Origin of the sequence: Natrinema caseinilyticum (genome assembly GCF_024227435.1) — an archaeon.
GTDB classification, from domain to species: Archaea; Halobacteriota; Halobacteria; order Halobacteriales; family Natrialbaceae; genus Natrinema; species Natrinema caseinilyticum.
Window position 1 is genome coordinate 2,824,204 of record NZ_CP100445.1, and the last position, 22,836, is coordinate 2,847,039.

General features: G+C 60.5%; 19 protein-coding genes and 1 tRNA gene. 11 read left to right on the forward strand and 9 right to left on the reverse strand.

The annotated features are described in order from the left end of the window. Positions 1-10: 10 nt before the first annotated feature. Complete coding sequence (locus NJT13_RS13765) at positions 11-715, reverse strand: enoyl-CoA hydratase/isomerase family protein (protein WP_254522218.1); 705 nt, start codon at positions 713-715, stop codon at positions 11-13. 60 nt (positions 716-775) lie between these two features. Between NJT13_RS13765 and NJT13_RS13770 the strand changes: the two genes are divergently transcribed. Further along, the gene (locus NJT13_RS13770; RefSeq protein WP_254522219.1) at positions 776-1,582 is read left to right on the forward strand and encodes a DUF7114 family protein; all 807 of its coding nucleotides are present in this window, start codon (positions 776-778) and stop codon (positions 1,580-1,582) included. A gap of 99 nt (positions 1,583-1,681) precedes the next feature. Further along, a tRNA-Thr gene (locus tag NJT13_RS13775) sits at positions 1,682-1,753 on the forward strand. 173 nt (positions 1,754-1,926) lie between these two features. Here the strand turns inward: NJT13_RS13775 and NJT13_RS13780 are convergent. Continuing rightward, complete coding sequence (locus tag NJT13_RS13780; protein ID WP_254522220.1) at positions 1,927-2,121, reverse strand: hypothetical protein; 195 nt, start codon at positions 2,119-2,121, stop codon at positions 1,927-1,929. A gap of 674 nt (positions 2,122-2,795) precedes the next feature. Further along, the gene (locus NJT13_RS13785) at positions 2,796-3,677 is read right to left on the reverse strand and encodes a mechanosensitive ion channel family protein (protein WP_254522221.1); all 882 of its coding nucleotides are present in this window, start codon (positions 3,675-3,677) and stop codon (positions 2,796-2,798) included. 730 nt (positions 3,678-4,407) lie between these two features. Between NJT13_RS13785 and NJT13_RS13790 the strand changes: the two genes are divergently transcribed. After that, the gene (locus NJT13_RS13790) at positions 4,408-5,643 is read left to right on the forward strand and encodes a CaiB/BaiF CoA transferase family protein (protein WP_254522222.1); all 1,236 of its coding nucleotides are present in this window, start codon (positions 4,408-4,410) and stop codon (positions 5,641-5,643) included. A gap of 105 nt (positions 5,644-5,748) precedes the next feature. Here NJT13_RS13790 and aglF read toward each other — a convergent pair whose 3' ends face one another. Then, the gene (gene aglF, locus NJT13_RS13795; RefSeq protein WP_254522223.1) at positions 5,749-6,483 is read right to left on the reverse strand and encodes a UTP--glucose-1-phosphate uridylyltransferase AglF; all 735 of its coding nucleotides are present in this window, start codon (positions 6,481-6,483) and stop codon (positions 5,749-5,751) included. Positions 6,484-7,063: 580 nt separating this feature from the next. Next, positions 7,064-8,233 carry a hypothetical protein gene (locus NJT13_RS13800; protein WP_254522224.1) on the reverse strand — a complete coding sequence of 390 codons (1,170 nt, stop codon included), beginning with the start codon at positions 8,231-8,233 and terminating at the stop codon, positions 7,064-7,066. A gap of 324 nt (positions 8,234-8,557) precedes the next feature. Here NJT13_RS13800 and NJT13_RS13805 point away from each other — a divergent pair, with 324 nt between their 5' ends. From NJT13_RS13805 to NJT13_RS13840, 8 genes are all read left to right on the forward strand, one after another. Further along, positions 8,558-9,592, forward strand: a complete 1,035-nt coding sequence (locus NJT13_RS13805) for a glycosyltransferase family 2 protein (protein WP_254522225.1) — start codon at positions 8,558-8,560, stop codon at positions 9,590-9,592. Next, a complete protein-coding gene (locus NJT13_RS13810) occupies positions 9,573-10,754 on the forward strand; it encodes a glycosyltransferase family 4 protein (protein WP_254522226.1) in 1,182 nt (393 codons plus the stop codon). Before NJT13_RS13805 ends, NJT13_RS13810 begins: the two co-directional genes overlap by 20 nt. Beyond that, a complete protein-coding gene (locus NJT13_RS13815; protein WP_254522227.1) occupies positions 10,751-11,854 on the forward strand; it encodes a glycosyltransferase family 4 protein in 1,104 nt (367 codons plus the stop codon). Before NJT13_RS13810 ends, NJT13_RS13815 begins: the two co-directional genes overlap by 4 nt. A gap of 142 nt (positions 11,855-11,996) precedes the next feature. Further along, positions 11,997-12,770, forward strand: a complete 774-nt coding sequence (locus NJT13_RS13820) for a LamG domain-containing protein (RefSeq protein ID WP_254522228.1) — start codon at positions 11,997-11,999, stop codon at positions 12,768-12,770. Beyond that, on the forward strand, positions 12,767-14,947 hold the full coding sequence (locus tag NJT13_RS13825) for a glycosyltransferase family 39 protein (RefSeq protein ID WP_254522229.1): 2,181 nt from the start codon (positions 12,767-12,769) through the stop codon (positions 14,945-14,947). Before NJT13_RS13820 ends, NJT13_RS13825 begins: the two co-directional genes overlap by 4 nt. 240 nt (positions 14,948-15,187) lie before the next feature. Continuing rightward, complete coding sequence (locus tag NJT13_RS13830) at positions 15,188-16,729, forward strand: oligosaccharide flippase family protein (protein ID WP_254522230.1); 1,542 nt, start codon at positions 15,188-15,190, stop codon at positions 16,727-16,729. Between the two features lie 87 nt (positions 16,730-16,816). Further along, positions 16,817-17,170 (forward strand): helix-turn-helix domain-containing protein, encoded by a 354-nt coding sequence (locus tag NJT13_RS13835; RefSeq protein ID WP_254522231.1) that lies wholly within the window; start codon positions 16,817-16,819, stop codon positions 17,168-17,170. Further along, positions 17,167-17,433: a hypothetical protein gene (locus NJT13_RS13840; protein WP_254522232.1), complete on the forward strand. Its 267-nt coding sequence runs from the start codon at positions 17,167-17,169 to the stop codon at positions 17,431-17,433. Before NJT13_RS13835 ends, NJT13_RS13840 begins: the two co-directional genes overlap by 4 nt. Before the next feature lie 122 nt (positions 17,434-17,555). Here NJT13_RS13840 and NJT13_RS13845 read toward each other — a convergent pair whose 3' ends face one another. The 4 genes from NJT13_RS13845 to NJT13_RS13860 form a co-directional block, all read right to left on the reverse strand. Continuing rightward, the gene (locus NJT13_RS13845) at positions 17,556-18,461 is read right to left on the reverse strand and encodes a glycosyltransferase family 2 protein (RefSeq protein ID WP_254522233.1); all 906 of its coding nucleotides are present in this window, start codon (positions 18,459-18,461) and stop codon (positions 17,556-17,558) included. Positions 18,462-19,129: 668 nt separating this feature from the next. Further along, positions 19,130-19,933, reverse strand: a complete 804-nt coding sequence (locus NJT13_RS13850) for a class I SAM-dependent methyltransferase (RefSeq protein WP_254522234.1) — start codon at positions 19,931-19,933, stop codon at positions 19,130-19,132. Further along, positions 19,917-20,696: an FkbM family methyltransferase gene (locus NJT13_RS13855; RefSeq protein WP_254522235.1), complete on the reverse strand. Its 780-nt coding sequence runs from the start codon at positions 20,694-20,696 to the stop codon at positions 19,917-19,919. The genes NJT13_RS13850 and NJT13_RS13855 overlap by 17 nt, the downstream gene beginning before the upstream one ends. A 351-nt stretch (positions 20,697-21,047) precedes the next feature. Further along, positions 21,048-22,790 (reverse strand): glycosyltransferase family 39 protein, encoded by a 1,743-nt coding sequence (locus NJT13_RS13860; protein ID WP_254522236.1) that lies wholly within the window; start codon positions 22,788-22,790, stop codon positions 21,048-21,050. Between the last annotated feature and the right edge of the window lie 46 nt (positions 22,791-22,836).

Here is a 22,836-nt window from a genome sequence, read left to right on the forward strand (position 1 = left end):
CGTTCGCCGGTCACTCGAGCAGCGCGTCGACGTCGTCCGCGTGGGCGGCGACGAGGTCTGCGAAGGCTCGGGCCTCGCGTCGTTCCTGCGTCGCCCGCTCGCCGTCGTCTCGAATCCGTCGTTTCAACGCGGCCAGCGCATCGGCCGCGTTCGCGGTGATCTCCTCGGCGACCGATCGGGGCTCGTCTTCAATCCTGGAAATCAGTCCCATCCGACGAGCCTCCGCCGCGTCGATCGACCGCCCGGAGAGCGCGAACTCGAGTGCGTCGCCCTCGCCGATGATGCGGGGCAATCGGACGGTCCCGCCCCAGGCGCCGAACAGACCGAAGCTGACGCCCGGTTCGCCGTAGGTCGAGTCGGGCGTCCCCACCCGGACGTCACAGGCAAGCGCGAGTTCGAGACCGCCGCCGCGTGCGGGGCCGTCGATCCCCGCGACGACGACCGCGGGCGAATCCTCGATCGAGCGGGCGACGCGCTGGCCCAGGCGCGCGAACTCGGCCGCGCGGTCTCGATTTCCCTCGAGCGCCGCGACCTCGTTCAGATCCGCCCCCGCAGAGAAGGCCCGCCCGCGTCCGCGGAGGTAGATCACCGGCTCGTCGACCCCGTCGATCGCCGCCTCGAGGGCCTCGAGTCCGTCGATGGTGAGCGCGTTGCGCGCCTCGGGGCGGTCGAACGTAACGGTGCGAACCGAGCCGTTCGTGTCAACGTCGATCATGGCAGCAGTCGACCGGGCGTTTCCAAAGGTCTTTGGCTCCGCCCTCGTAACCCCCCGCTAATGGAGAAGGCCGACAGCTGTCGGCGTGCCGCCGTCGAGGCCGTCGCGGACGTCGAACCACCACAACTGCACGACTACATCGAATCCGTCCTCGAACGAGCGTCGATGGTCCCCGGGACACTCACCCTCGAGAGCGCCGCAGCGATGGCAGCGGACGGGTACGCGCTCGAGGGCGATCTCCCCCGCTCCGCCCCTTCCGAAACCGATCGAGACCGTACATCCGACCAGGATCACGACCGCACCGGGGAGTGCGAACCCGATCGCGTCGTCACGCACGCGGCCGGGGTCCAGCTCATCTACGAAGGGCTGCGCCTGACCCGCACGCTCGCCCACGACGAACCCTGGACGGCGACCGACGACAGCGCCGCCGACGGCGATCTCGCGATACTCGCCGCCGACATTCTCGTCGCCCGCGGGTTCTACCTGCTCGCACGCACGGACGCCGCCGGCAAGGCCGTCCGCACCGTCCAGTCGTTCGGACGCGACCAGACCCGTCGCACGGCCCTCCCCGACGAGGGCAGCGACGGCGACCCCGGTACCGAGGGCCAGACTGACGGTCTCGATCCGACGACGATCGACGCGAACCTCGAGCGCGACGTCCTCGAACTCGCCGTCCTCACCGGGGCCGTCGCCGTCGGCGAAACGCCGTCACCGTGGCTCCTCGCCGTCGCCACGGATCTCGCCGACGCCATCGGCCCCTCGTTCCCACCGGCAAGCGAGTGTCTCACCGATCTCGAACCGACGCTCCACGACCGCTCGCTCGAGGAGGGGCCGACCGACCGGGCGACGTCGGCGACCGACCCCTGACCACCGGTGACGACCGCACGACCGGACCGAGACAGACCGACGCACGGCCCGATCGAATCGAAACCCATAAAGACGACTCCGGTCAACGAACGAGTGCGTGCCTGGGTAGCTTAGCGGTAAAGCGCGTCCTTGGTAAGGACGAGAGCCCGGGTTCAAATCCCGGCCTAGGCTTTCTGCGAGGAACGATCGTGACGAGCGAAACGGTCGCAGTTCTTGACGTTTCAGGGTGAACGCGAGTCTTGCGGGCGAACGATGTAACAGACCGATCGAAGATCTATCCGTCACCTGTTAGGATCGGCGTGCTGAATGCGGAGGACGTATGCAGTATTCTCTCGGGGCAGAGATCACATCCGCGTCGCTTCCTTCGCTTCCTCGGCGTGTTCGAGCGCAAACTCCAACTGACGGCGGTGAACCGCTTCCAGTTCGTCCGCATCCGCGTCGGTGAGTTTCGTCGTCACCACCACACCGGGGAGACTCGTCTTTAGTTGTGAGCCACGCGTCTCGAGCAGTTCCTCTGCGTTGAAGTCATCCATCGCCATCGGGCCAGATAGGGGCGCGTGAGGCATCTATCTTTCTGCGAGGAGAGAATCCCGCCGTTTACCGCGAGGAGGATGTCAAGTGACCGGTACGCGCCCTGCATTCAGCGCAGTTTCGTCGACGGAGATCCGCCATCGCGTGGACGCCGGGAGGGAATAATCGTCGCCGGCGAGAGCGCTGCAGCCGCTGAAACCGGCGGCGAGGGCGGGGGTACTTTCAGCGTCTTTCTGCGCGTAACGGGGACTATCTGTCTGTCCCACTCAGTCTCTTCGTTTCAATGTCACTATTTCCTGTACCAACGCCAGAGAGACCACTCATTGGCGGTCAGGTCTGAGGGGGCTTTCAACAGCGTTTCTGACGGACCCTCGGCGAGCCTACGACGGGGCCACTGCCAGAGCACCACCTCCTCGCGTCGTCTCCCTGAACGGTGCTCCATTCACGATCGGCCAGTCTCCAGTGCCCACGTCGTCAGTAGTCGCCCGTCCTCGAGACGGACAGCCTCGCCGTCGCGATAGCGGTAGCGCCGCGTTCGCTGGTCTACCACCGAATTCGCGAGGAAAGCGGTATTAGTGACGCCGACGCGAAGAAGCACCCGACGACGGCTGTACGCATATCGCGTTCGAGAATCTGACCAATATTCGCAAGCGGATGGCTGGTGCAGTACCTTCGCGCCCGCTCAGTCGCCAGTGACTTTTCTGGTCTCGCCGACGTTCACGACTTCGACACCGCCTGCTAGTTCCGTCGTGGGGTATGGCATATCGATTCCGTCGGTATCGAAGCGCTGCTTGACCGCCTCGATGAACTGCGCACGTATCGCCCCGTAGCTGCTTTCGTCCGGATCGATCCAAATTCGGCCCTGGAGCACGACGGCCGAGTCCCCCAATCCCGTGACAGGCGCCGTCGGTACGGGCTCCTCGAAGACGCCATCGATACGCCCGCCCTCGTCGATGATTGCCTTCCGTGCCCGTTCGATATCGTCGCTATATCCGATGCCGAAGTCGACGGACACTCGGCGCAGGTCGTTGGCCACGTTGTTGATCACGACCGCATTAGCGAGGTCGCTGTTGGGGACGGTTACCTGTTCGTTATCGAATGTGTCCAGCTTCGTCACGCGTAGTGTGATCTCACGAACGACGCCACTGTTTCCATCCCACTCGATCCAGTCGCCAACACGGAACGGTTCGTCTTGAATGATGAACACGCCGGCGACGAAGTTCGCAATGAGGTCCTGTGCGGCGAAACCGACTGCGAGCGCGAGGGCCCCTGCCAGCGTCGCGAACGCAGCGAGGACCACGCCGAACCCGGCGACCGTCGCCGCCAGCGCGACCGCGGCGACGGCGGTGACTACTTCGGTCGTACTCACGGCGAGCCCGACGAGCGTTTCGTCGAAGTCACGGCGTCTGAGACTGGCTTCAACTGCTCGGATGAGGACTGACTTCCCGAGCAGGTAGAGGGCCACGAACAAGACGGCGAACAATACGACCGTCGTGACGGCGTTGACAAGCGGCGGGATGTACTGCTGTGGGTCGAGCGAGACCCCTTGCTGAAGAGCTATCATACCACAAACAACCATAGATTGCGGCCATTAATATTATACCTGTGGTAAGAAATTGCACCGTCCTAAACCTAAAACCGAGACCGGTACAAACATCCGATATTGACGGGTCCTCCATCCGGCACTACCACCGAACCCCTTCCTCTCCTGGTAGTCCCGATATTGATCGGTACGATACTCTCACAGCGGTCTTCAATTACAGAAATCCGAGGAGAAATCCCACGACTGAAGTCGTGGGGTGAATCCGATCACAGCCGTCCGCTCGAGCCGTCACCGCCAACCGAGGCGAAACACGTCGGGAGGTGACGCCGAATTGGACCTCGTTTCAGCCACCGCCTCGGCCGATCGGACCGCGGCCACTGTTATTGTCTTTTCCCTGAACAATTGCGCCGTTCGGAAAACGCTCGAGTCGTAACAATAGCCGGATGGAGCGCCGATAAACGATTGTAGCCCGATTCCTGTCGAATATAATACCGTCGATAGTTTTACCAGCTGGTACGGATGATTGCGAGTTATGGGACAGTCACGGCGTATCACTACGTCTCGGCCAGATGTCAGTGACGGATCTCGGTCCAATGTTGTGTCACCTCCTTCGAACGCGAACTCGAGTCGGCTGCCGACGGGCGCGCGTTTGCGAGTCGACGCGACGAAACCCGTGCTCGAGACGGCCGCTCGAGAACCCGGAACCAGCACTCGGCCGGTCGCGGTCGGTCTCACTCGGTGATCCAGAATCATGGCACACGACGACCGAATCTTGGAGGGTGTAACGGTACTGGACCTCTCGACGTTCGTTACCGGCGGGTTTTGCTCCGCGATGCTCGCCAATCAGGGCGCGGAGGTCATCAAGATCGAGCAACCGGGCTACGGCGATGCGATTCGTCACTCGGGACCGCCGTTCATCGACGGTGAATCGCCGTACTACTGGACGGTCAACTACGGCAAGCGAAGCCTCGAACTCGACCTGAAGAATCCGCGTGCCGTCGAGGCGCTGTACGAACTCGCCGAGGACGCGGATATCTTCATCCAGAACTTTCGTCCGGGAACGGCCGAGCGACTCGCGGTCGATTACGAGTCGATCGCAGAGCGGAACGAGGACGTCATCTACCTCGCGGTCTCCGCGTTCGGACAGACCGGGCCCTGGCGGGAGCGCTCCGGCTACGACCTGCTCATCCAGGGGATGAGCGGGATCATGAGCGTCACGGGCGAGCCCGACAGACAGCCGGTCAAGGTCGGGCTGCCGATGACGGATCTCATCACCGCGATGTGGGCCGCGTTCGGCGTCACGACGGCCCTCTACCGACGGGAGCTGACCGGCGAGGGCGAGTACATCGATCTCGGGATGCTCGAGTCGGCGCTGCCGTGGCTCACCAAGCAGGCCGGCCAGGTGTTCGCCGGCACCGAGCCGCGGCGCATGGGGACGAAAGATCCGGTGCTCGCGCCGTATCAGACCTTCGAGACCAAAGACGGCTATCTCAACATCTGCATTCTCAACGAGAAACTCTGGTGGGAACTCTGTGAGGTTCTCGATCGGCCGGATCTGGCGGAACACGAACACTTCGAGACGAACGCCGACCGCGTCGAACACTTAGAAGAGCTAGAGACCGAAATCGAAGCCACGCTCGCGGCGAAGACGACCGACGAGTGGATCGAGATTATCGCCGAGGAGGGCGGCGTCCCGGCGGGTCCCGTGTACGACGTCGAAGAGGCGCTGAACAATCCGCAGATCGATGCTCGCGATGCGGTGACCGAGATCGACCACCCGGAACTCGGGTCCGTGCCGGTGATCGAACATCCGCTGAAGTTCGAGCACGCCGAGAGCGGATTCGAACTCCCGCCGCCGCTGCTCGGGGAACACAACCGGGCGGTGTTTCGGGACCGCGGATACTCGGAGGCGGAACTCGACGAACTCGAGGCGGCCGGTGTCTTCGGGACCGAATCCGACGGGTCTGAGACGTCCACGACCGAGTAATCGATGCACGAGGCGTCGCTGCCCGCACTCGAGTGCGACGCGAGTCCCGTCGGACGGGTATTGCACCCGACGGCGTTTCTGTTCGATGGTCACCGACAGAGAGCGCTACAACTGCTGTGTCGTCTCCGATCGAGTGCCGAGGAGTTCTTCCGCTCGGTCGCGATCCTCGGCGTAGCCGACGTCGACCCGCCAGCCGTCCATCCGAATCGCGTCGATCGTGCGCCCGGATTGGAGCAACAGGTCGATCGCGTCCGGGAGTTCGTACTCGCCGCGGTCCGATGGCTGCACGAGGTGACAGGCGTGAAAGATCGCCGGCGTGAACGTATAGATGCCGGTCATAACGAGGTTCGACGGCGGGTCTTCGGGCTTTTCGAGCACCTCGACGATCTCCCCGTACTCGTTCGTATCGAGGACGCCGTACCTGGTCGCTTCCTCGTACGGGACCTGTTCGACGAGGAACGCCGCGTCGGCACGGTCCTCGCGCTGTCGGTTGACGACGTCGCTGAGGTTCGCCCGAAACACGTTGTCACCGAGCATGAGGATGAAATCGTCGTCGACGTGAGGCTGTGCCTGCAAAATTGCGTGGGCGAGCCCCAGTTGCTCGCGCTGGTGCGCATAGGTGATCGGAACGCCCTCGTATGCGTCGCCGTATCGCTCGATGATCTGTTCTTGCTTGTATCCGACGACGACGATGAGTTCCGTCGCACCGATCTCGAGCAGATTGTCGAAGACGTCCTCGATGAGCGGCGTGTCGTTTACTTCGACGAGTACTTTCGGCTTGGCATCGGTAAGCGGTCGAAGTCGAGTCCCCTTGCCTGCAGCAAGAACGACGGCTTGCATGTGACCACCGGTCTACGAAGAGTAGTAAATAGAACAACGGACGTTGCGCGGGACAATCGGCCGCTGTTCGAAACGGCTCCCGATCCCGGAGGGAGACCACGTGACTAATACGTCTTTACGGACGGCTCGAGAGACCGCAGTCCGCACTCGACGTCCGATTCGACACTCGACAGCGCGGCTGACCGTTTGATTCGGATTTTCGGGTCGCAAGACGCTCCTTCTCGACGATACGTCTGCCGATCCCCGTCCGTTCGCGCGGTGAGGCTCGTTCGGCACAGAGACTGTTGTCCCCGTCATCGGAGCACGGCGTGTCCGTTTTCGGGTCGTGCCAGGAGTACCGGTCTGCGGACGCGTTCCCGCCAGGGTCCGACTCGTCTCGCCACGACGACGAGTTCGAAAGTAATCCACTGTTGGAGCCGACAGCGAGCGGACTCGCTCTCCCGTGTGACGAGCGGGCGACGGTCGTGATTTCTCCTCGAGTACCGGCAAAATGACTCCGAAAGTTGACACCGAAAACGAGGTGGCGTCGTCGTGCACCGTGCTGGTGTCGACACGCGCGTGGCCGTCCTCACCCGTCCCGTCACTCGGCGGAGCGTTCGATGGCGGTCGTCTGGTTGGCATCGTCCGCGCCGTCGATTACAAGTCCAGTAACGGTCAGATCCTCGATGGTCACCTCCTCGATGGTTGCGTTCTCGACGCTGGCGACTATCGGCCAGTTCGCACCGTTTATCGGCTCCTGATCGCTCGGCTTTTCGGCTGCGTAGTCGTCCGCCGTGGTATTCTCAGGACTTTCGTCGCCTTCCGCGTCCGTGTTAGAATCCGCACCACTCTCGTCGTCTTCCGTCACGTGGGCCCCGATTTTCATGGTCTTGACGTCGTCTTCCGTCACGCTTTTGTCAGGCTCGGCGTCGTCTTCCGTCACGGTATCCTCGGGCCGATCGTCGTCTTTCGGGGCGGGATCCGAAGGACAATCTATTTCCTCCGAGGCATTACGCTCGGAACTCGAGTCGTCCGCAATAGATGCCACAGAACACTCGCTATCGTTCGAGATGGTGTCTTCGGTTTTGTTATCTTCGGGCACGGTCGATCCCTCCTCGGTGACGGCATCTTTGGTCGTCGAATCCTCGGCGGTCTCTTTGGCCTCCGTCTCTGTCACCCTGAAGGTGTGCTCGTTCGAGGCGTGGTCCGTCTCGAGGTCGTCCGACGGCATCGTATCCGCGGGCGGGGTGTATTCCTCGTCGACCCGCTCGGTGACGAGGTCGACCCGGGCATCGTATTCGCCGACGTCGAACGCTGACGCGTTCAGCGTGATCGTCAACCTGACTTTGTCGCCAGCGCCAGCGCCTTCGTAGCCCGCAGCGCCGACGGGGCGTTCGTACCCAGGCAGTGCGGCCCCATTACTGATCTCGAGTCTCGGCTCGAGGTGCCGAGCGTCTATCTTCTCGGACGTCGACACGTTCGTGACCGGTGTCCCGTCGACGGTAAAGACCTGTTCGACGGTATCGCCGTCTCGATCGGTGAGCGTTAGCAGATACCCCCCGAGTTGCGTCTCGCCGTCGTGTTCGATCGTCACCTCGAGGGTCACGACGCCGTCTCGTTCGACCTCTTCATCACCGGTGAGGGTGGTGACGACGCCGCCAGTTGACGTGCTAGCGAACGTCACTCCCGCGACAATTCCCGCCGTGATCATCACGGAGAGTACTTTCGTCTGAACGCCGTCACGGCCGATCAGACCGGTGATCGGTTGCACGAATCGTCGGGTGAACTTCGGCCAGTGTAAGCCATCTCTTGGGATCATTGTGTGCCCCCGAAGAAAGGCCCGTGGATCAGGCTAATGAAAATCTGGAAACGTCTCATCCGGTAAAAGAGCACTATGGGCACGTGAGCGCTTCTCAGCGTCGTTTTCAATAGAACATTTTCCCCGATAGCAATTGCTATCGGCCACCATTCGTCGAACGATATCTCTCCGAGGCCGCTCTTCCATCGCCAATTCCGGCTTGAATTTCCGCACCCTCCATTAAGAGCTGAAACGATCTGGTGTTTATCTGTGTTTTCTGACCGCGAAATTGGCAGTATGACCTTGTCTGTCGTGCTCCCGGTCTACAACGAGCGAGAGAATATCCGGTCCATCTACGAGGAAACGCGTGCCATACTCGAGGACCTGGGTCGGGAGTGGGAGTTGATTTTCGTCGACGATGGCTCGACAGATGGAAGCGACGCCATCCTCCGAACACTCTTCGAGAGCGACGACCGCGTCACGGTGGTGAAATTCGGGACCAACTTCGGCCAGAGTGCCGCGCTCGATGCGGGGCTTCGCTACGCAGGAGGGGACGTGGTCGTCACCATGGACGCAGACGGTCAGAACGATCCAGCCGACATTCCACGGCTCGTTCGTGCGCTCGAGCGAGAGAACCTCGACTGCGTCGTCGGCTGGCGGCGCGACAGAAAGGATCCACGAGGGAAATCGCTGGCCTCGAGCGTAGCAGCCACGCTTCGTCGACTCTTTCTCGACACGGAACTCCACGATTTCGGCTGCACCCTGAAAGCGTTCCGTCGCGAGGCGGCAGCGGCCGTTCGACTGAACGGCGAGATGCACCGATACATCCCCCCACTGCTCGCGTGGCGGGGGTTCGACGTCGGCGAACGTCCGGTCAACCACCGCGAGCGCACGAACGGCGAGACCAAGTACGGCTGGAAACGCCTTCCGAAGGGCTTCATCGACATGTTGAACGTCTGGTTCTGGCAAAAGTATTCCGCGCGGCCGCTGCACGTTTTCGGCGGAATCGGTCTCCTCACGACGATGATCGGGCTTCTGGGCGGAACCTACTCGGTCTATTTGAAAACGATCAACGGAGTGAGCCTCTCCGATACCGCGTTGCCGCTCTTTGCGGTGTTCATGTGTCTACTCGGTATTCAGTTTTTCATCTCTGGAATTCTGGCGGATATCGGCATCAAAAACTACTTTGCGGTTCGCCAGCAGGACGCCTACCGGGTCACGGCGGTGCTCGACACCGGTGGGATCGACGAGTCCACCGTTCCGGAGTCGACGGTGAACGCGCCTGACCGGGTGCCGACACGAGGGGGTGAAGATGCGCGTTCTGACGCTTAATTACGAGTTTCCGCCGCTCGGTGGGGGTGCCGCGCCGGTATCGGAGGAACTCGCGGCCACCCTCGTCGACCGGGGGCACGATGTCGACGTCGTCACGATGGGGTACGGTGATCTCCCGTCCCGGGAGAACAGACGGGGCATTCGAATCCACCGTGTCCCCTCTCTGCGCGGCTCACGGTCGATGTCACGACCGCACGAGATGGCGAGCTACATCCCGACCGGATTTCTCCGGGCGCGTCGGCTCCTGTCTCGCCGGTCGTACGACGTCGTTCACACCCACTTTATCGTTCCGACCGGTGTGATCGCGCTGAGTCTGAACGCGCGTTACGGCGTTCCCTACGTGATAACCGCCCACGGCTCCGACGTTCCGGGGTACAATCCGGACCGGTTCGACGTGCTTCATCGGGCCACGGGGCCGATCTGGCGGCGCATCGCCGCGGGGGCGGACTGCGTCGTCTCGCCTTCAAACTATCTCTCCGAACTGATCCGGTCGGCAGACTCGGACACGTCGGACGAGGTCGAAGTCGAGGTCGTCCCGAACGGCTTCGACCACGAGACGTACGACGCAAACCGCGAGACGACTGATCGGATCCTCCTCACGAGTCGCCTCTTCGAACGAAAGGGGATCCAGCATTTCCTCGATGCGCTCGCCGCAGTCGACACCGATTGGGAGGTCGTGATCACCGGCGAGGGCCCGTACCTGCCGGCCTTAGAACGGCGGGCGGATCGACTCGATCAGTCGGTTTCGTTTCCCGGCTGGGTCGACCGCGAAACGCTCACCGAACTCCTCGAGACGTCAGAGATCTACGTCTTCCCGTCCAGCCACGAGAACTGTCCCGTGGCGTTACAGGAGGCGATGGCGGCGGGGACCGCCATCGTCGCATCGAAGTACAGCGGAACCGCCGAAGTGATCGGCGACGCGGGACTGACCGTCGATCCCGAAGACACGGCGTCGTTTTCGGCCGCCCTGTCGCGGCTCCTCTCCGATCCAGCGTTGCGCTCGAGGTTACAGGCGCAATCGCGAGCACGTCTCGAGAAGCGGTACGGTTGGGACCGAATCGGCACCCGGTACCAGAACGTTCTCGGCGCTGCCGGTGGGACGCGTGACGCGGCGTCCGAGGAACGCAACCGACCGCCGAATACGGGGGGACCCGAAGCATGAAACTCGCCGTTCCCGGACGCGAACTCACCGGTGCCGGTGGGACGCGAACCTACCTCTCGAACGTCCTTCCCCACCTGTGCGAGATGTGGCGCGACGAGGTGGTGGTACTCAGTAACGACGCTCCGTCGGTCGAACTCGAGTCGCCAGCCTTCAGTCACGTCGACGCGCGGACGGATGTCCCCGTGTTGTCCGACCACCTCGTCGTCCCGTATCTCCTCCGAAAGCTCGATCTGAACCTCGGGTGGTTCCCGAAGAACGTCGTTCCGATTCCCTTCGACGGCGTCTCAGTCGTGACCATCCATGATCTCGGCTACTTCGTGGACGCCGACTACTATCCCGTCCCCGACCGGGTATACATGCAACGAATGATCCGCCTCGCGTGCAAGCGCGCGAGTCGGATAATAGCGGTCTCGGAGAACACCAAGGCGGACATCGTGGCCTATACCGCGGCCGAGCCGAGCGATATCGACGTGATATACCACGGCGTCGACGATCGGTTTCGGGTCGACCGATCTCCGGCCGAACGCGCCCGATTCAGGGATCGGTACGATCTGTCCGGGACCACCGTCTACGGCGGTAACGTCGGCCGGCGGAAGAACATCCGGACAGTAATCGATGCGGTCTCCGACGAGGACCGCCTGCGAGGACACGACGTCGAATTGGTGTTCACCGGCCGGTCTCCGCCGTCGAAGCAAGCCGCGGCGATCAGCGAACACGAGTCGGTCCGCCACCTCGGGTACCTCGACGAGGACGAGATGCCGCTGTTGTACCGGACCGCATCGGCGTTCGTCTATCCGTCGCTCTACGAAGGGTTCGGGCTTCCACCGCTCGAGGCGATGGCCTGTGGAACCCCGGTGATCACGTCGAACAGGGCCTCCCTGCCGGAGGTGGTCGGCGACGGTGCCATACTCGTCGATCCACAGGACACGGAAGCGTTCGCGACGGCAATCGAGACGGTGCTCACCGACGACAGGACTCGTCGTCGGATGGCCGATGCGGGACGGAAACGTGCGAACGAGTTCACGTGGGAAGCGACGGCTGCACGGCTGATAGAGACGTTCGAACGGAGCGAAACGAATCCTGGAGTGGTCCGAGCATGAACTGGACGGGACAGCGCGTGAGCCGACCTCCTCGACGCTCGAACGGAGGTCGCGGGAACGGCCCGAGAGGCGGATTTCCCGCGGTCGGACCGGGGCAATCGCCGGCGGTCCACCAAACAGAAATCCGCAAGCCCTCGTTCGTATGAAACGTCATCTGATCGCGACCGTGCTCGCGGTGGTGGTGCTCATCGCGCTCCCACCGGTGGTCACCTCGCACGATTACGGGTCGGTCGATATGACGGCCCGGACGATACTCGATTTCGAGTTCGAAGGCGCGTACGAGGACGGTAATCGCGTCGTCGATCGCAGTGGTTCGGGCAATCACGGCGAGTACGTGGGCAACGGGTCGAACGTCTCGGGCGGTGGCCTCGTGTTCTCTCCCGAAACGGGCCACGTTCGTGTCGATCTCCGGGACGACCTCGAGGGGCCGTTCACCCTCTCGGTCAGGGTCCGTAACCCGAGACACGATTATTATGCCGGCATCGTCGATGGGGACGGCTGGCGGTTAGTCGCACCCGACGACCGATACGAATTCACGGTCGGTGATTCGGCCGTCGGATTCACCGCGGACGACGGTTCCAAGTGGCATCACCTGACCGTCGTTTCGCAGGACGACACCGTCCGATTATACGCCGACGGTGAACTGGTCGACTCGGACTCGGGTGCCGGGAACACGTCGATGGAGGAACTCCTGATCGGTCGGCGAGCGGGCGGGTACCAGTACGATGGGACGATTTCGTCGGTCACGGTTTACGACCGCGCTCTCACCGCGGCGGAGGTCCGAGGCGCGTCCGCCAACCGGGCCACGGTTCGGCCGATTCTTCACACCGAGGCGTTCAGAACGGCTATCGTTCTCGCACTCGGAGCGGTGGCGCTGTTCGGGGCTCGGTTCGAACACCGGGTGAGATCGCCGTGATACATCGAACGGAACAGACGGCGGACGTCGTCGTGACGACGGCGCGGCTACTCGTCACGTTCTATCTTGCAGCCATCGTCCTCGCGGGAACCGGGACGGTCGGTTTCGATGGCGTCCTCGATCTCCGACTCCTGTTCTGGCCGACGCTCGTCATCGGCACCATCGGCGTCATCACACGGTATCGACTGCTGGCGTGGGCTGCTCGCGCGTACGACCGCGCCCGCCTCACCAGGTGGCGCCGATCCTGGGACCGGTCCGGAGTGGCGCGGATCCTTTCGCTTCTAACCCGAAATCTGGCTCTCGCCCTCGCCGTCCTCGCTGTCGGTGCACTCGCCGGTTCTCGGGTGCCGTTCTACGTCGATCTCGATCTCCTCTCGTGGCTCGTGATAGCCACGCTCGCGGTGACGCTCGTCGTCAGACAGGACCGGACCGCGGCAATCACGGCTCGAGTCGGGTCCCTCGTGCTGGTCTGTTCGGCGCTCCTGGCTTCCGTCTTCGACCCCGTTCGATCTGCCCTCGGAGTGAAATTCTACGTCCTCACCGGACTCTTCGCGGCCGTCACCGTCTGGAAGGCTCGAGATCGGATTTCTGGTCGCGATAGGGGGTCCGTGTGGTCGACTCGGCGTGGCGGTCGAATTCCCCGGTTAGGCGGGTGGAGGTCGTCTCGAATCGGACTGGCGGTGCTGCTCGTGCTTGCCGTGGCCGTCTACTTCTATCGACTGGGGGCATTGCACCTCTTCGGTGACGAGTACCAGGTCGTCTCTGCAGCAGCCGGGTACTACCACACCGGCGAATTTTATTCGTGGAATTGGATCGCAGAGAGGCCGACGGACACGCTCTACGACAGGGCGTGGCCCCACACGGTGATGATCGCCGTGTCGTACGCGGTCTTCGGCACCTCCGAATGGGCGTCGCGACTTCCCTCGGCGATGGCCGGCGTCGTCTTCGTTCCGCTCTCGTACGCCGTCTTCACGTACTTCACCGAGCGGCGCTGGGTCGGGCTCTTCTCGACCGGTGCCCTGCTACTGTATCCCGCGACGATCGATCTCTTCAGATGGGCTCGAATGTACGCTATTTTGATCCCGTTGTCGCTCCTCCTCACCTATCTCGTCTATCGATCGCTCACAGAGGGAAACACCGTCGACTTTCACGACGAACGAATAAACGCGTTCGTCGATACCTGGTTCGACTTCAATCTCAAAATCGGCGCACTGACGCTCCTCGTCCTCTACTTCGCCTTCCACGTCCACGTCAACTCGCTCTTCGTGCTCGCCGGCGCGTACCTCTTCGTCCTCTATCGACTCGTGACAACGGACGAGCGGAAGTACGCGACAGCGTCCATCGTCGGCGCGGGAGGGCTGATTGCCGTGACGGCGATCGTTCGCTTCACCGACCGCCTCGAGTTCCTGTCGAACTTTCTGTCGTTTTTCGGCCGTGACAATACCGTCTACGTGGAGTACCTGCTTCAGTTCCCGGTCGAGGTGTCGCTCGGAGTCGTTCTCTACGTGATCGGCTTCGTCGGCGTTCACCTGCTCGGTGATCCGGCCGTCCGGGCGAAATTGACGTATCTGTACCTACTGAGTACGTTCTCGCTAGTCTTTCTGGTCTATGTCGGTGATCGATACGCCAGCTTCGCCTACATCGTCCACGTGGTTCCGATCGCGGTGGTACTCGTCGTGTTCGGGTTCGTGACGTTCGTTTCGGCGTTCGACTCGAGGGCGATCCGCACCCTCTTGATCGGGTTACTCGCGGTCACCGTTCTCGTCCCGTTCGCTCCGGTCGTCGGAGAATCCACCGCCCGTGACCTCTACGTCGACGACGCTCAAGATTTCACGACGGCATACGGGACGATCGAAGAGAACTACGAACCGGAGGACGAGGCCGTGTTCGGTCAGTATCTCCGCAGCTACTATCTCAAGGATCTCGACCGCGATGCGACGATCGTGAGCATGGAGCACAATCAGGCGTATACGCCGGCGGAGTTTCACCGCGACCTCTCGGCGTACGAATCGGGGTGGATCACGTGGGAGACGAGAAAGAGCTATCACGTCCATCCCGAGATCCGGGAGTACGTCGACGAGAACTTCGAACACTATCACGGGGACGGCGTGGACGAGACCGGCGTCGAGGTCTATTACTTTAACGAGAGTATGATCGAGGGGGACCGTGCGGCGTAAGTGGATCGGATTCAGCGGTCTCGTCGCCGGGCGCGAAGACGAGACGCGGCGGGATCCGTCGGGACTGAGACGGTCGCTGACGTGCCGTCGACGAGTGAGCGACGGCGTCCCGGTCGGCTGGAGATTCCGAGCGGCATCGGTCCGTCTCGGCCGGCTAGTGAGTCCGAGGATCATCGGTCCGTCTCGGATGGATGAAAACGATGGGCGGCACCGGTCCGTCCGGGCGCCAACGGGTGAACGATGAGTGAGGAACGCGAGGACCCGGGGACGGTCACTGACGCTCTCGAGACGGTCGCCTCCGGCGGGATGCTCGTGGTAGGAAGCAAAGTCGTTGCACTCGGATTCGGATTCCTGACGCAACTGGTGATGGCCAGATTGCTCCTGCCGGAGGCCTACGGGAGCGTCGCACTGGCGCTCGCGGTTATTTCGGTCGCCACTATGATCGCGATGTTGGGCCTCGACGAGGGGGTGACGCGGAAGGTCCCCGAATACGAAGATGACCACTCTCGAACCCGCGGTGTCGTCCGGGCGGGTCTTCGTCTCGGTGCCGTTTCGTCTCTCGCCGTCGCTGCGGCGATCGTTCTCTCCGCACCGACGATCGGCGCCAGGATCTTTGGCGATCCGTCGCTCACCGTCCTGCTCCGGATCGGCGCCCTGAGCATTCCGTTCATGGTCGTCGGCCAGATCGCCCTCAAGGTGACGCGCGGGTTTCGGTCCGCCCGCCCCTACGCCTACGTGTATCAGGTCCTGCGACCGGCCGCTCGGCTCGTCTTCATCGGTCTCTTCGTGGGCGCGGGATTCGGCGCAGTCGGTGCAGTTGCCGGACAGATGGCCGCGCTGGTCGTGATGGGTATCGTGGGACTCGCCTATACCTACCGGCTGCTCCCGTCGTGGCGTGACGTCTCACCGGCGGGGATGGATCGCACCGTCCTCGCGTTCTCGCTCCCGCTGATGGTTACGGTCGGGATGGACTATCTCATCGCATACACCGACACGTTCGTCATCGGGTACCTCCTCACCGCCGATGATGTCGGTATCTATAACATTTCGTTTCAGTTGCGCGGCGGCATCGTTACCGCTGTGGTAGCGAGCGGCTTCCTCCTTCCCCCGGTGTTGACGCGACTCCAGGTTAACGAGCAGATGAGAGAACTTCGTGTCGTGTACCGGGTCATCACGAAGTGGGTCGTCTTCCTCACACTCCCGGTCTTTCTCGCGGTGTTCGTGTTCCCCCAGGGAATTCTCGTGACGCTCTTCGGCGGCGGATACGCCGAAGGCGGACCGGCGCTGCAGGTTCTGGGGCTCGGCGCGATCGCGTCCGCTGCGATGGGCTCGACCAGTCAGTCGTTGATCGGGCTGGGAAAGAACCGGACCGTTCTCTACACGACCGGGTTATCGGCGATCGTCAACGTGGTACTCAACGTCGTGTTGATCCCGCTCCTCGGTATTCTGGGCGCCGCGATCGCGTCCACGACTGCGATCGTCCTGAAACACACCGCAAACGTTACTGTTCTCTACAGGAATTTCGGGATCGTTCCCCTCTCGCGCGGAGGTGTAACTGCTAGTGCTGTTTGTTTACTCTCGAGCGGTGTCGCTTACCTGTTGATCACCGCTATCCAACTGCCGGCTGCGATCGTTTCCCCCGCCTGGCTCATCTTGTATCCGCTACTATTCCTGCGGTTCGGTGGAGTCACACCGGAAGACAAACGCTTCGTGAAACAAATTGAAGATCGCACAGGGCGGCAGTTTCCGCGGCCCAGAGACTCTCTTGACACTTCCGAGTAGGTGGTTAGCTCCCCCTGTTCGTATAATTTAGTGTAGCTTCAAGTTTGTACTCGCTATTTCATGCTCTCTGAGCGCCTCTCTACAGGAATGAGTAGAGAGACACACGTTGTTGGACTCTCTGACGCAGAACGCACAACACTCGAGTGGTTCGTTCCGACCGGTCACCGCAAGGCCGAAGATATCACTCGAGATCGTATCCTCCTGAAGGCTGACGAGGGGCTCACAGATGCCCAAATCTGTGAGTACCTCGGCTGTTCGATCGGGACGCCTCACAACGCACGCAAAAATCACTGTGAGCGAGGGCCCGCGGCGATTCATCGCCGTGAGTACGACCGTAAGATGGACGGGAAAGCCGAAGCTCACTCATCCGACTTGCCTGTAGCGAACCACCAGAAGGACACGCCCGCTGGACGCTTCACCTCCTTGCCGACGAACTCGTGACCCTCGACGAGACCGGCTTCGAGTCGATCTCTCACGAAACCGTTCGACAACGTCTAAAAACCACTCTGAAACCGCATCTCTCGAACTACTGGACGATTCCACCTAAACAAGACGCTGACTTCGTCTACTACCTAGAGGACGTTCTCGACCTCTACCACGAACCCTACGACGAGACACGTCCGGTCATCTGTTTCGACGAGTCCAGCAATCGTCATGCTTGCGCTGATCCCTATTTGAGCCGGACCGTGAGGATGTGGACTTGAAGCACGAGTTGACGAGGCGACCGCGTCGAACGCGGCGATTTCGTTTTCAGAACACGGCAAACGGCGTTTCTCTTGAAGCATACATTCAATACATCCAGAGATGATAAATATACAGACATGTCTTACCTGATGGTGTCGATGATCTTGTCGACAACAACATTATTTCTATCAATTTCGAGATTTGAGAGGAAATAGATAGCACCGGCAACGAGAGTCGGACGGTTTTGGAGAGACTTCCGAGAATACCGTTTCGCTGTCGTGAATTGACCGTAAACATACGCACGACGAGCGATGCTTAGGTAATGCTGTGCGGTGACAGTATCCAACTTTTCTATGTCATATCTGAGCCTTTTCTTCTCTAAGAGTCGCTTCTCGGCTTTCACCAGTTTCTCAATATCTCCACTTATACGATCAGTTCGGTCACGATAGATGGTTACGAGTCGTTCCTTGACGTATTCGAAATTAAACTCCTCTGCAATTCGTAGCCACATGTCATAGTCTTGACGCGCCGGAAGATGGACATCAAAGAGACCCACTTCGGAAAAACAAGCTGTTCGAGCCATTATTGCGGAGGTGGGCGGTATATGATCCTTTATCAATTGTTTCTCAAATATGTCCCCACTAATCATCGAATACTTTTCGGGTGTTTTCCGATCACCTTCGACGACATATATACCAGTGTAAACGACGCCGATATCTTGAGCAAGATTTTCGAATCGATTTATCTGCTTTTCCAATTTGTCTGGAGCCCAAGAATCATCACTATCAATAAATGCGATATAATCCCCTGCGGCGTTTTGAATGCCGGTGTTTCTAGCTGCTCCTCCTCCTTTGTTTTCGTCGTGCCGGATTAGCGTTATTCTCGGGTCAGTGTACTTCTTAACAACATCTACGGTTCGGTCGGTAGAGCAGTCATCGATAATTAACAGCTCGAAATCTTCATAACTTTGTGAAAGAACACTCTCAATCGCCCGGTCGATTATGTCCGCTCTATTATACGTAGGCAGTACTACGCTGACCTGAGCCATCGCTAAGGGAACTCGTTGTGGACGGTAATACCACTTTCTCAGGAATACCTTAGAATATCTCTCTATACTGTCGAACGTACGCGTTCACTGATCGCGACTGGGTCGTTTCCGGTCGGTTCCACAGGGACTTGTGTCTGACAGTATAGTGGCCACGGAACCTTTCTCGGGGTTCGAAAACGAGACGGTGGCGATTTTCGAACACCAGTGCTGATCGGCCACAGGATTTTGCTGCTAACAGACACCTGCGTTCGAGTCGCGGTGGGATCCCCTCACGATTTCGTTTTGATCGGTTAATCACGTACTGCCGATCCGTTTCGTCTTAATGTATCCGTTCTCCCTCTGCTCGTACAATCGCTCGTCATCCAACCGTTTTCGGTTAACAACTCGAGTATTCGTATGCGCTAATTCATAACCGTCTGGTAACAATTTTGAGCGCATATTGGTCGACCGGAATTGGAGAGACCAGTATCCCGGTGGCGATTCCATTTCCATCTAGGGTGTCTATCCCCGGTCCGTGGAACTCGCTATCCTCGGATTTTCGCGTCTAGACACGACCGAGCTATGTATTCAGTATACGACCCTCGACGATTGCGACAGTTGGGACGCCAAGTCGGTCAAGTCCGACGCTGACGAGGAATAATCGGTCGAACTCGATTTTGGCTTTGTTATCACTCTGTTCGTTTTGGACACCGGAATATTCGAGTAGGGCTATGGATCCACTTGTCGCTTTCTCTGAGGCGATGTCTGTTAATATAGGACTCATCTAACTGCTCTATATAATCGATTATAGACACATCAAAACCTGCTGAACTGATAATTTCTTGGACGTCCCTTCCATACCATCGGACATGGTCGCTTTGACCAAATGCTTCTTCACGACCTTCTTCAGTCGTGATCGATGGGTCTTCGTAGGTCTTGTCACGGTCTCGATTTTGCGGTACGAGGATGATTGCTTCGCCTCCTGTCCGAAGAACGCGGTACAGTTCCTTCAGAGCTATAGTATCGCTGGGAACGTGTTCGAGCACATGTGAGCATATGATAATGTCAAACGAAATGTCATCAAACGGCAATTCAGTGATGTCTGCTTTGACATTCACACCTTCTTGCATCAAATCGGTTGTTGTTACAGTTATAGAATCTTTATTCCTCATCCTTTGTTCAAGCGCTTTATTGGGGGCAAAATAGAGCAGATCTATGCTGCCTTCAAACATGTATTCTTGAGAAAAATATTCCCAAATAAGGCGGTGGCGTTCCTTCGAACTGCAGTGTGGGCATTTAGCATCCGGACGGTTTTCTACTCCAAATGGCAGAAATCGAGAACCTTTCCAGCCACAAATAGAACACTCCCGTCCGGACCCAAGGCCATACCAAACCGGTCGAATCCTGTTAAGTATATGTGTCCCCGCCAAGTTAATAAAACTCGCGACACCTTCTTCGCGGAGTATCTCTATCGATCTATTGATGGTATTCATGTGACATTATCACCAACCAAGGGAATATGATTATCGCACTAATCGAAATCTTCACCTGTCGTCGTTTGGCCCGGGTCGCGTCCAGCGCGTCGGTCATCCAGCGCAAGACGTCGTACTCTGTTCCTTCGACGTCGATCTTCACGACGGTCGGCAGCGGTAACCCGCGTTCACGAACGAAGTCGTCCGCTCGTTTTGCCGAAACGGTCCGGATATCGTAGTCCGACCCGCGAGTTGCCGTATTCAACGTCGACATCTGTGCCTGACTGTCGTTCCGATCGACTGCAAACTCGACTTCGTCGTTGACATCCGAGAGTGCCACCGGAAACTGCCGAACCGTTCCGCCGTTGACCGCCGCGTTGCGCTCGAGCTTTTCGTACGCGGGCGGCGATGGTTCGAACGCGATGACCTCTCCCTCGGTGAGCTTCTGACTCAGGAAACAGGAGTAGATACCGATATTGGCGCCGACATCGAAGAAGACGTCCGTTTCCCGTACCTCGGCGAGGAGATCCTCGAGAATCAGCCGTTCGCTATCCAGTTGGTAGTAATTTGCGTCCGCCGCGTGTTCGGCGACGAAGGTCGCTTCGACACTGTCGATCGTTCGGGTCAGCGGACGCGATCCGAACCGTCTCCGCATCCACCAGTATGGGCGCTGAATCACCAGCGAGTACGGCGTCTCGAGGTACGGAGCGATACCGATGCGGTGTGCTATTTGCTTGATCGACGATAACATCCGTTGCTCTCTGGTTCGTACAAGCAGAACCATCGAGTTAAACCACCAGCGTGACTATCTGTACTATCGATCAGCCTGGTATGTTTTCGGACGATCATATTACAGCCAGTCATCCGAACCGGGGTCCGTTCGACGTCGAACGCTCGCCTCGATCACCGTAACACGCGGGTCCGCTACTCCGGTGGGGCGTTTCCGGCGTGGGATGCACACTCTACCGCCAGTCGGCAGCCTGGTGGACGCTGTTCGGACTCCGTCGCTGTAACTGGTTGCCGAGCAACGAGTTTCCGGACGGCACAGTGACGATTCCGACGAGCGCCGAGCCGGGCGAAGTCACGTAGTGGTCGACCGTGACGTCCGTTTCCGGTACGCTGCGCGCCGACCCGATTATCCGCCGGTGGCCGCAGTGTTGTCCCACGCGTAGACGTACAACTCACCGTAGCTGGCTTCGAGGCTCGCGCGCCGTTCGAGAACGGCGACTGTCTCGTCATCTAACCGCCGCATCACGACCGCGTCCAGGACGACCCATCCGCGATCGTGCGTTTCGATCACCGCCTCGAGCGATCTCGCTGTTCGGATCGGTTCGGCCCCCGCGTACCGATCGACGCCGTTTACCGTCCAGTCGCGTTCCTGGCCCAGGAGCGGGTGGGCCAACCAGTAGTCCACGCCCCCTGCGTAGTACAGTCCGGGTGCAGTCCACCCGGCGACGATGACGTCGCCGGGTTCTCGGTGGTCGTTCACGTACTCGTACGCGCCAGCGAACTCCGGTTGCGGTGCGTTCACGCCGAGTTCGTAGTGAGACTGTGGTGCGACGGTAAAGCCGCCGCCGAACACCAGTACAGTGACGAGACCGACCGCCACAGTACACGCGGCCCCAGCCCGGATCAGTTCGTCGGCGCTCTCGACGCCGACCCTCTCGCTCACCCATCGTCGGGGCGCGCTCGATGCCACCCGGTCGACAGTACCGATCGCCGCGAAATCGACGGTCACCGCGGCCCAGACGAAAAGTACGGGGACTGCGAAATAGAGATACCGCGTGGCGAACAGGTCGGTGGAGGCGCTGAGTACCCACGCTGGGGGAACGACAGCGAGCACGAGGGCGATACCGGCCCGCGTCCAGCCGCGGTAGAACGTCACGGCGGCACCGATCACACCCAGGTAAAACACTCCCGAAAACTCGGAACTGAGCCAGTCGACGTAGGCAGCCCCGTACGCCGTATCGGTCGAGAGGAGGTCGACCAGTAGGCGAGGGAAGCCGCCGGTCGGCCGAATAACCGCGATCACGAGCATCAGCGATGCAACGAGTGCCCCTCCCAGCGTTCCGACCGAGAGACGACGGTCGGCGACGCCGATCGATCCGAGATAGACGACCGCAATCGGCAGAAGGATGAACCCGACCCGGTGTGTCAACGCGGCTCCCGTTCCGACGGCGACGAGCGCCACGACCGTTCGCTTCTCGATGGGGCGCGTCCGTTCGACCGTCAGAAGCAAGACCAGCGTGAGCGTGTACAGGAACTGGAACTGCTGGTACATTCGCGCCTGTCGACTCCAGGCGATTTCCCAGGTCGCGACGGTGACGAGTGCGGCCGCGAGCAAGCCGATACGCTCGGTCCCCACCTCGCGACCGAGCCAGTAGGTCGTGGCGATGGTCGCCAGCCCAAAGACGACCGACGGGAGCCGTGCAGCCGCCTCGCCACCACCGAGAAGCGCCATCGAGGCGGCCATCAGGAGAGTGTGTGGAAACGCTCGCCAGTAGGTGTATTCCGACGGAAAGGTCGGCGTTCCTTTCTCGAGCACGGCGATGGCGGCGTTGGCCGAAATCGCCTCGTCGAACCAGAAACTCTGGGCGCCGAGCGAGTCCGCCCGGAGGAGACCGCCGACGATGAGGAGGCCGACCAACACCACTGTGACGCCCCGCGCCGACAACAGTCGTTTCGACGCGGTCGAGCCCGCCGACTCGTCTTCGGACTCGGGGGCGAACTGCCCCAGACCGATTGCCAACGCGAACGCACCGACACAGGCGAGCGTCGCCCATCCGAGCGGAACGCCTGTCCGGACCTCACCGGCGGTCTCGAGCACCACCACGCCGATAATCACCGCTAGGAGATACCGAGCGACAGTTTCGCTCATCGACTGAGACGGCGGCTCCATCACTCTCGTTTCCACGTACGGCCCT